Raw genomic sequence first — 9,055 nt, 5'->3', positions numbered from 1 at the left:
GGTAGGACGGGGTTGTGCTTCATGCACTGGCTTTTAACACACTGTTGAGTTCTCAAGAAACGGACGCGTACACCATCACCCTGACCAACCAGCTAACCGGTCAGAACTCCGGGGCGTTCCATTTCGTATCACTATCTTATCGGGACTGTCGGTTTCGTGTCAAACTGTCGGATTCTCCGACGCTCGACTCGACCCCGCCGAACCCGCTAGGATTGCGACCACCCCGTTTCCAGGGCAACCCCTCTAACTTACTCCAACATCCGGTCGCTGTCCAATCGTGCGGACGCGCCCGGTTTGCCGGGATGGAGAGAGGGTTTGCCGGGCAATTCGTCCGCCCCTGGAGGTTTAAACCTGGGGGGCCGCTGCCCTGCGGAAAGAACACTACCAGGACTCTCACGTCACAGAGACAACTTGCCAACCATCCCAGAGGCTCGCGCGTCCCAAACAGTCGTAGGAAGTCGAAGCGCGCAACCAGACGTCAAGCCATTCGCAATCGACTCTGGATACGAAGTAGGCGCGAGGGTCAGATTCCTGACTCCGCCGTGGAGGTGAGCACCATGACCCGCTCGGAGTTCGACGACATCCGCGCGCACATCGACGCGGAGGCCGACCATCCAGGTGACCTGCTGAGGGTTGCCAGGTCTCTGCTGAACGACCTTGAGGACGCACGTATGAGAGAGGCGACCCTCCGCGCCTACTATCTGCGTCTCCTCACCGCGGCTCGGGCAACGGTCGCCGCGGAGGCGGCCGGCTACCCGGAGCCGTTGACCTTCCTCACCGACGAGCTCGCCAAGCGCGGCCAGCTCCCAACATCCGAGGACGAGGTGAACCGGATCCTCGGCGACGCCCACACCGCGGCGGCACTGTTGGCCTGTCTTGAGGAGAATCCCCTTGGAGCGACCCCGATGAACACCGGCGGGTCTCGCGCTCGGAGGTGTGCCGGCACAAGCCGTAGCCTCCCACGATGAGGCGTTCCGCGTCATTGACCTGGGCTTGAACCAAGATCTGTAAGACTCCAGGCATGTTGCAGCGAGGGCTGAATTGGGCTGCGGCGACCCTCGTGGGCGTCTTCGGCTTTGTCTGGACCGGTGTAGTGATGTTCGCGGCCGTCGAGACCTCGACGTGGACGTGGATCGGGCAGGTCTCCTTCGGGGCCTTCCTCACCAGCTGGGCTTTTTACAAGGCGCGCCTGCTGGTACGCCGTACCAAGCCGAGTTTCGTCCCGAGACATCGCCGGGTGAGGGTCAGAGCCTGAAACCGAGGGTCGAAGCCTGAAGAACGCCATCGCGGGCCGAGGCCCGGCAGCCGCCCGCCGGCGCCGGGTCTCCGGCTCGGAGCCCGAGGACGCATCCGGGGGAAGGCCACGGCCGCCGAGGTCCTGGCAGCCTACGAACCCGTCCGGAACGAGCGGAGCTCGTCGGCTACTTGCTGGCACGGCACCCCCAGGTCGAACCGGCTGAGGAGGTGGATCCCCTCCCCCGTGTCGATCTCCAGGAGTTCCGTACGCGAGGTGAAACGGGTCCGCGTGTCCACCCGGATGCGTTCGACGGACCTCCACGGCACCCGCTCGGATCCGGCGAAGCCCCTCACCACGACGAGGCCCTCACCGTCTGCGGTCAGCCGTACCGGAGCGAGGACATCGCGCACCGCCAGCGCCGCCAGGACCGCGGACGCGGCACCGGCCAGGATCGCGCCCCGGGGATCGCCGAGGGTCAGGACCGTGAGCACCGCGAAGGCGAGCGCGCCGACGATCTTCATGACGAGGAGGTCGCGGCGGACGCGCCAGCGCAGGACGGGTTCGGACGTTTCGGCCACAGCGGCACGCTACCTCTCGGACTCGGGCACCTTCCGTACGCCCGGAGCCTATGACTGTGCGATGCCCCGGCCGAGCGGTAGCGTCCGGAAATGCGGAAGGCCCTGATCTCTGGGAGATCAGGGCCTTCCGATTGGTAGCGGGGACAGGATTTGAACCTGCGACCTCTGGGTTATGAGCCCAGCGAGCTACCGAACTGCTCCACCCCGCGTCGGTGTGTGTTTGAACAATATCCGGATTCCCCCTCCGGCTGCAAATCAACGCGGGACCGCGGGGTGGCGCGCCCTTCGTTATCCCGCCCGCGAAGGCTCGGGTCTCGGTGTGATCGCCCAGATCAGCATGCTCACGGTGAGCGCCATGAGCCCGAGGGCCAGAGGCACGTGGATGACGGTGACGCCCCCGCCGCCGGTCATCGACTGCGCGAAGCCGCCGACGAAGAGGACGAGGCTGGCCAGGGCGGGCCAGCCGGGACCGCGGCCCGGACGCCAGAGCACCACCGCGGTCACCAGCTGGATGAGCCCGAGCACGTGGATGGGCAGGGCGCCCGTGCCGTGCAGGCTCAGGGCGCCCGTGGAGCCACCGAGGAGCTGCCCGGCGGTCAGGCCCTGCAACGCGATGGCGAGCACCTGCAGGGCCAGTACGACCCCGAGCACGGCCCTTGTCCTGGACCCGCGGGGTCCGGGCACGGGAACGGCCCTGCTGCCGGTGGTCGAGGTCTCGCCGGATGTGGGATCCGTATGCATTCCATCTGCCTTTCACCGCTCGACTCAAGTCTGGAATCGGCGGAAGAAGCGGGTGGGAGGCCCGGCATCTCCCGTACGGCTCAAGGGTTGTCCCTGGCACGTGGGCCGGTCGTCAGACCGTGGGTGATGGATGCTCTACGCCCGTCGGCGTAGGCCGTGACCGGCGAGAGGCGCGATCGGTCTCCTGGAGGAGGAGCCCTGAGAGGCGCGACCGGCTTTTTGAAAGGCGGGTCCCGAAAGACAGAGGGCAATACAAAAGGCCCCGGTCGCCGTTTCCGGTGACCGGGGCCTTCATTTTGTAGCGGGGACAGGATTTGAACCTGCGACCTCTGGGTTATGAGCCCAGCGAGCTACCGAGCTGCTCCACCCCGCGTCGGTGTATGTCTTAACCATACCCGGCTTTGGTGGTGGACGCGAATCGAATAGCGCTGGGCCCCGATCATCTCCTAGGGATTCGGTGTGGGCGTCGGTGTCGCCGACGGGGTCGGTGTGGCCGACGGGGTCGCCGACGGCGCCGGGGATCCGGACGACGAGGGCGACGGGGTGGGCGTGGGGCTCGCCCCCGTCTCCGCGCCCTTCAGCTTCGACAGCGCCGCCTGGAGCTCCTTCTGGGCGTTGCCGTAGTCGGTCCAGTTCGGCGGGTTGGCCTGGAGGGCCGCCTGCGCCTTGTCGTACGCCTTCTGCGCCTCGTCGATGGCCTGGGTCAGCGCGGTGGCGGGCTTGGCCTCCTCCGGCTTGGCCTCACCGGGCTTGGTCTCCTCCTGCGGCGCGGCCTGGGTGCCGGTGCCGAAGACCTGCTCCAGCGCGCCCTTGAGCGTGTCGGCCGAGCCGACCTTGCTGCCGTAGGCCACCAGGACGCGGCGGAGGATCGGGTACGGCTCCTGGCCGGAGGCGGCCGCGATCTCCACGTAGACCGGTTCGACGTAGACCAGGCCGTCGGCGAACGGCAGGGTGAGCAGGTTGCCGTAGCGGACCTTCGCCTGGCCGAGTCCGAGCAGGTTGAGCTCGCCGGAGAACTTGTTCTGGAAGTTGTTCTGCACCTGGCCGGGGCCGGGAATCGTGGTGTTGGACGGCATGCGCAGGATGCGCAGCTTTCCGTAGTCGTCTCCCGGGGTGGCGTCCACGGCCATGAACGCGGCCAGGTTGGGTCCCTGGCGCGGCACGAACGTGGTGGTCAGCGAGAACGAGGGCGCCTCGGTCTTCGGCATCTTGACCGACAGGTAGTACGGCGGCTGCTTGATGTCGCGCTCGCCCGAGGACGGGTCGTTCGGGACGTTCCAGAAGTCCTGGCCGCTGTAGAAGGCGTTCGGGTCGGCGATGTGGTACTGGGAGAGCACGTCACGCTGGACCTTGAACAGCGCCTCCGGGTAGCGAAGGTGCTGCCTGAGCTCGGTCGACATCTCCGTCTGCGGCTTGATGACGCCGGGGAAGGCCTTGCGCCAGGTCTGCAGGATGGGGTCCTTCTCGTCCCAGGCGTACAGGCTGACGGTGCCGTCGTAGGCGTCGACCATGGCCTTCACCGAGTTGCGCATGTAGTTGATCTGGTCGCGCGGCTGCGGGACCACCAGGCGCGGGTCGGTGATGGTGTCGCGCGTCATCGCCTCCAGGCTCTTGCTCTGGGAGTACGGGTAGGCGTTGGAGGTGGTGTACGCGTCGGCGATCCAGACCACCCTGCCGCCGACGATGGCCGGGTAGGGGTTGTCGTCCAGGCTCAGGAACGGCGCCACCTTGGCGATCCGCTCCTGTGGGTTGCGCTCGTAGAGGATCTTGGAGTTCGCGTTGACGTCACCCGACAGCAGCAGGTTGATCTCGCCGTACTTGGCGGCGTAGAGCATCCGGTTGAGGAAGGATCCGACCGGGACGCCGCCCTTGCCGTCGTAGGTGGTGTTCTTCTGGCCGGTGCCGCCGCTCTCGGGGTAGTCGAGCTCCTGCTTCTGCTGGCCGGTGCCGCCGACGACGACGTACTCGGTCGAGCCGGGTGCCTCGCCGAAGTAGATCCGCGACTCCTTGAGCTTCGTCCGGTCCACCAGGGCGCCGGTGACCGGCATGTCCTTGGCGTCGAAGTTGGGCAGGCCCTCGGAGTCGACCTCGTTGCCGGGCGCGGCCACGAAGCCGTTGCCGTGGGTGTAGACGAGGTGCCGGTTGATCCAGTTGTTCTGCTCTGCGGGCGGTCCGGTGAGCTCTCGCACGGCCACGACGGTGTCGCGCATCGTGCCGTTCGCGTCGGGGTAGCGGTCGACGTCGAGCGGCTCGTGGAAGTCGTAGTAACCGCGGATCCGCTGCTTCTGCTGGTAGGTCTTGGCGACCAGGCTCGGGTCGAGCAGGCGCACGCCGGAGATGGAGCTGTCGGCGGTGACGTTGACCTTGCTCGGGTCGCCCTGAGCGGTGTAGTCGATCACCTCGGCGTCGTTGACGCCGTAGGCTTTTCGGGTCGCGTCGATGTTGCGCTTGATGTACTCCTGCTCCTTGCCCTGCTGGTTCGGCTTGACCTGGAACTGCTCGACCAGGGCCGGGTAGACCCCGCCGATCAGGATGGCCGAGAGCACCAGGAGGCCGAAGCCGACGCCGGGCAGCATGCCGCCGGATCGCACGACCCCGGCGAAGAACAGGATCGCGCAGATCAGGGCGATGATCGCCAGGATGCTCTTCGCGGGGAGCACCGCGTTGACGTCGGTGTAGGAGGCGCCGTGCCGGAATCCCCGGTCGGAGAAGACCAGCCCGTACCGGTCGTACCAGTAGGCGATCGCCTTCAGCAGCACGAAGACGCCGAGCAGCACCGACAGGTGCGCCCTGGCGCCGCGCGAGGCGTGCACGCCGGGTGACTGGAGCCGGAACCCGCCGTACAGGTAGTGCACGATCGCCGACAGCAGGGCGGAGAGCACCACCGCGACGAACAGGAAGTTCAGCACCATCCGGATGAATGGATAGGTGAACATGAAGAAGGAGATGTCCATCTTGAACTGCGGGTCGGTCTCACCGAACGGCGTCGCGTTGATGAACTCCAGCCAGGTCTTCCACTGCCCGGAGAAGGACGATCCCGAGAACAGGCCGAGCACCGCCACGCCGATCAGGAAGATCAGCTTGCGGTGCGGGTCGAGGGCCATCCGATACCGGTCGGCGCCGCTGGCGCCACCGAACATCCCCGGGCCGAACATCGGCCGCATGCGGTACGCCATCAGCATGTTGCCGCCGACGATCCCGACCATCAGCAGTGCGCCGACGGCGAACAACAGGATCTGCGTGACGACCACGCCGGAGAAGACGGCCGTGTAGTCGACCGAGTCGTACCAAAGGTAGTCAGTGAAAATACCGGCAAAAAGGAAGAACAAGGCAACTATCGCGACCAGCGCGATCGCGACGGGAACTAGCAGTCGTGGCCGGCGGGGCAAGCGCATTGCCCTGCCGGCTCCGGGGGTCCGGAAGCTCAAGGCCAACCCCTTGTCGTAAGAGCACGGTCCGTGTCTGGCAACCTACACCGGCGGGAGTTGGGCCGCGTTCAGCCTTTCGGGCACGGTCCGGCCACAACACCCGCTGGTCTCGGGTCCACGGGTCCAACGTACGAGAGCCCTGATGAGTGCCCCGTTCCGAGGCCTGGAACCGGAATGCCAGATCTTTTACCAAATCGGGCACCACGTCCCGCTTTCCGGGTTTCTCCCGCCGCCCGGTTCCGGGGTCAGCCGGCCAGGCAGCTCGGCACGGAGCCCGAGCCGGTGCGGATCGCGTCGACCGCCTGGACGGCGTCGCGCAGGGTCGCGACCTTGACCAGCCTGAGGCCGGACGGGATCGCCTTGACCGCTTCCGCGCAGTTTTCCGCGGGGGTCAGGAAGACCGTCGCCCCCGCCTTCCTGGCGCCGACCATCTTCTGCTGGATGCCGCCGATCGGGCCGACGACGCCATCCGCGGTGATCGTCCCGGTCCCGGCGATGGACCTGCCGCCGGTCATCGCCCCGGGGGTGAGCTTGTCGACGATGCCCAGGGAGAACATCATCCCCGCGCTCGGCCCGCCGACGTCACCGACGTTGATCTTGACCTGGAAGGGGAACTTGTAGCCGACCCTCATGGTGATGCCCACGATGGGCGTGCCGTCCTTGCCGGCGATGGTCGGGACGTCGACGCTCATGCTCTGGGCGCCCCGGTTGACGACGAAGTCGACCTGCTCGCCCGGCTTGTGGGCGCGGACGGAGGCGGAGACGGTCTCGCGGTCGGACACGGGCGTGCCGTCCACCGAGACGATCTCGTCGCCGGTCTTGAACTTCCCGTCGGCCGGCAGGCCCTTCTCGGTGGAGGCCACGGTCACGATCGAGCTGTAGGGGATCTTCAACTCCGTCAGCGCCGCCGCGGTCGCGTCGTCCTGGGAGTTCGTCATCTCCTGGGTGTTCTGCTCCTCGACCTCCTTCGCGGTGGTCGCCGGAGGGAAGATCGTCTCCTCGGGCACGACCGCGATGGTGGGATCGATCCATCCCCTGAGCGCGCTGAAAAGGTCGATCCTGGTGCCGGGCCCGCCCTGGTAGGCCACGGTGACGAGGCTGAGCTTGCCTTCGGTCGGGTACGTCTGGCGCCCCTCGACGCTGATCACCGGCTTGCCGTCGACGTCGCCGATGGTGTTCTCGGTCGGCCCGGGGCTCAGCACGACGTACGGCACCGGCAGCAGGGCGCCGACCAGCGCGAACATGAGCGTGAGGAAGCCCGCCACCATGAGGGTCAGCGCTCGTCGGGACATGGACAAAGCCTATGCCGTACGACAGGTCATGAAACCGCACCCGGACGGCGCCGCGCCGACGGACGGCCTCACGCGCAGGCCCCCACCCACTCGGAGGAACCGTCGGTGAAAAGCTGGTTCTTCCAGATGGGAACCTGGCTCTTGAGATCGTCGATCAGTCTGCGGGAGGCCTCGAACGCCTCGCCCCGGTGTGGCGCGGCGACCGCCACGACGACCGCGACGTCGCCGAGCCTCAGGTCGCCGACCCGGTGGACGGCGGCCAGGGCGGTGACGGGGAAGTCCGTGACGATCTTCTCGGCCACCCGGCGAAGCTCGTCCACGGCGCCCGGGTGCGCCGAGTAGGACAGGCTCGTGACCGGTTTGCCATGGTCCTGGTCACGCACCGTGCCGACGAAAACGGTCGTGCCGCCCGCGGCGTGGTCGCCGACGGCGGCGAGCACCTCGTCGACGGAGAGCGCGCTGTCGCGAATATCGAGCAACCGGATGACATCCACGCCGCAAAGCGTACCGCCCGGGGAAAAGGGCCCCCTGCCGCGTACCCCCCTCGGCGCGTGCGCCCCGCGGGGGCGTTCAGAGGGGCCCCCGGCCGCATATCTTCCGAGGTTCCCCTCGCGCGTGTGCCTCGCGGGGGCGTTCGGGAGGGCGTTCAGGGGCGGCGCTTCTTGCGGGCGGCGCGGACGATCGCCGCGGTGCCGAGGACGGCGACGGTGGCGCCGGCCGCGGTGAGCGTGGCCTCCTTGCCGGACAGGCGGCGGCCCACGACGGCGTGCCTGCCCTCGCGCAGCTCCAGGAGCTGCTCGAACGCGGCCTCGTTGGTCCAGGTCGGCTTCCATCCGGCCTCGCGCAGCGCGATGCAGTCGACCACCCACGGGTAGACGACGTAGTGCAGGTCGGCGGCCGGGGCCGGGGTGATGCCGAGGCGGTGCAGGCGCTGGGCGGTGCCGAAGGTCAGCCCGGCGGGCAGCTCCAGCCGGCGCAGCCCGGAGATCTCCTCCACCTGCTCCTGCTCCAGCCAGCCCTCGCCGCCGACGGCCACCACCCCCGAGACCGTGCCGAGCGCCGCCATCTCAAGGGCCGAGACAAGATCATCCACATGGCAGAACTGCCAGCGGGGGTCGCATCCCTTGACGGTGAGCAGCCGGGGCGCCTCGAAGTGCCGGGTCACCACGCTGTCGACGCCGGGGCCGACCACGGCGGCGGGCCGGACCACGGTCACGCCGAGACCGGGGTGGCTGCGCAGGGAGCGCCGGGCCAGCGCCTCGATCTCCAGGTGGTCGCCGACCATGCCCGTGTCGGGCTCGGCGGCGACCGGTGATCCCTCCGGCAGCGGGACCGGGTTGTCGGGGACGGCGCCGTACACCATGGCGCTGGTGACCAGCACGACCCGCCGCACCCGGGCGGCGGCGCTGGCGGTGAGCACCGTCTGGGCCGCTCGCAGGTTGTAGGCGCGCCGCTCCGCAGGGTTCGCGTCGAGCGCGTAGTCGGCCGCCAGATGCACGAGCACGTCGATATCAGATATGCGGTTCGCCAAGAGCGGATCTCGGACATCGAGGACCCGCCAGGTGACGTCCGGAACGTCACCACGCTGCTCGTCGATGGCCACCACCCTGCGGAAATCCGCAGACGAGGCGACCTTCGCGAGGAAGGCACGGCCTAGGCCCGAGGCGGCGCCGGTGACGGCGACGACGGGGGGCCGGGAGCGTTTCGAGGTAGGCACCAGGTCCTCACTTTGCACTGACCCGCCATGCGACGGATAACGTGGCGGATGTGGACTCCTCC

The 9,055-nt window shown here is 68.0% G+C and carries 8 protein-coding genes and 2 tRNA genes; 2 read left to right on the top strand and 8 right to left on the bottom strand.

The window, feature by feature from the left end:
• Positions 1-557: 557 nt before the first annotated feature.
• Both ACW9TB_RS16865 and ACW9TB_RS16860 read left to right on the top strand, forming a co-directional pair.
• Entirely contained in the window at positions 558-968 is a 411-nt protein-coding gene (locus ACW9TB_RS16865; RefSeq protein WP_472748963.1) for a hypothetical protein, read from the top strand.
• Positions 969-1,021: 53 nt separating this feature from the next.
• Positions 1,022-1,255 carry a hypothetical protein gene (locus ACW9TB_RS16860; RefSeq protein ID WP_472748962.1) on the top strand — a complete coding sequence of 78 codons (234 nt, stop codon included), beginning with the start codon at positions 1,022-1,024 and terminating at the stop codon, positions 1,253-1,255.
• A 131-nt stretch (positions 1,256-1,386) separates the two neighbouring features.
• Here the strand turns inward: ACW9TB_RS16860 and ACW9TB_RS16855 are convergent, their stop codons facing one another.
• The 8 genes from ACW9TB_RS16855 to ACW9TB_RS16820 all read right to left on the bottom strand — a co-directional run bounded on the left by ACW9TB_RS16855 (position 1,387) and on the right by ACW9TB_RS16820 (position 8,996).
• The gene (locus tag ACW9TB_RS16855; protein ID WP_472748961.1) at positions 1,387-1,815 is read right to left on the bottom strand and encodes a PH domain-containing protein; all 429 of its coding nucleotides are present in this window, start codon (positions 1,813-1,815) and stop codon (positions 1,387-1,389) included.
• Positions 1,816-1,947: 132 nt separating this feature from the next.
• Positions 1,948-2,024, bottom strand: a tRNA-Met gene (locus ACW9TB_RS16850).
• A 79-nt stretch (positions 2,025-2,103) separates the two neighbouring features.
• A complete protein-coding gene (locus ACW9TB_RS16845) occupies positions 2,104-2,466 on the bottom strand; it encodes a hypothetical protein (RefSeq protein WP_472748960.1) in 363 nt (120 codons plus the stop codon).
• A 389-nt stretch (positions 2,467-2,855) separates the two neighbouring features.
• Positions 2,856-2,929: transfer RNA gene (locus ACW9TB_RS16840), tRNA-Met, on the bottom strand.
• Positions 2,930-3,002: 73 nt separating this feature from the next.
• Positions 3,003-5,951, bottom strand: a complete 2,949-nt coding sequence (locus ACW9TB_RS16835; RefSeq protein ID WP_472748959.1) for a UPF0182 family membrane protein — start codon at positions 5,949-5,951, stop codon at positions 3,003-3,005.
• 278 nt (positions 5,952-6,229) lie between these two features.
• Entirely contained in the window at positions 6,230-7,276 is a 1,047-nt protein-coding gene (locus ACW9TB_RS16830) for a YlbL family protein (protein WP_472748958.1), read from the bottom strand.
• A gap of 68 nt (positions 7,277-7,344) precedes the next feature.
• Positions 7,345-7,770 carry a molybdenum cofactor biosynthesis protein MoaE gene (locus ACW9TB_RS16825; RefSeq protein WP_472748957.1) on the bottom strand — a complete coding sequence of 142 codons (426 nt, stop codon included), beginning with the start codon at positions 7,768-7,770 and terminating at the stop codon, positions 7,345-7,347.
• A gap of 152 nt (positions 7,771-7,922) precedes the next feature.
• A complete protein-coding gene (locus tag ACW9TB_RS16820; protein ID WP_472748971.1) occupies positions 7,923-8,996 on the bottom strand; it encodes an NAD-dependent epimerase/dehydratase family protein in 1,074 nt (357 codons plus the stop codon).
• Positions 8,997-9,055: the final 59 nt, after the last annotated feature.

The sequence above is a fragment of the Streptosporangium sp. H13245 genome, assembly GCF_055690525.1.
This window is presented reverse-complemented; position numbering and strand designations above follow the sequence as displayed.

What these genes read in the sequence shown, in the direction of transcription:
- ACW9TB_RS16865 (WP_472748963.1), top strand. Translation starts at nt 558, where the DNA reads ATGACCCGCTCGGAGTTCGACGACATCCGCGCGCACATCGACGCGGAG.
- ACW9TB_RS16860 (WP_472748962.1), top strand. Translation starts at nt 1,022, where the DNA reads ATGTTGCAGCGAGGGCTGAATTGGGCTGCGGCGACCCTCGTGGGCGTC.
- ACW9TB_RS16835 (WP_472748959.1), bottom strand. Translation starts at nt 5,951, where the DNA reads ATGCGCTTGCCCCGCCGGCCACGACTGCTAGTTCCCGTCGCGATCGCG.
- ACW9TB_RS16830 (WP_472748958.1), bottom strand. Translation starts at nt 7,276, where the DNA reads ATGTCCCGACGAGCGCTGACCCTCATGGTGGCGGGCTTCCTCACGCTC.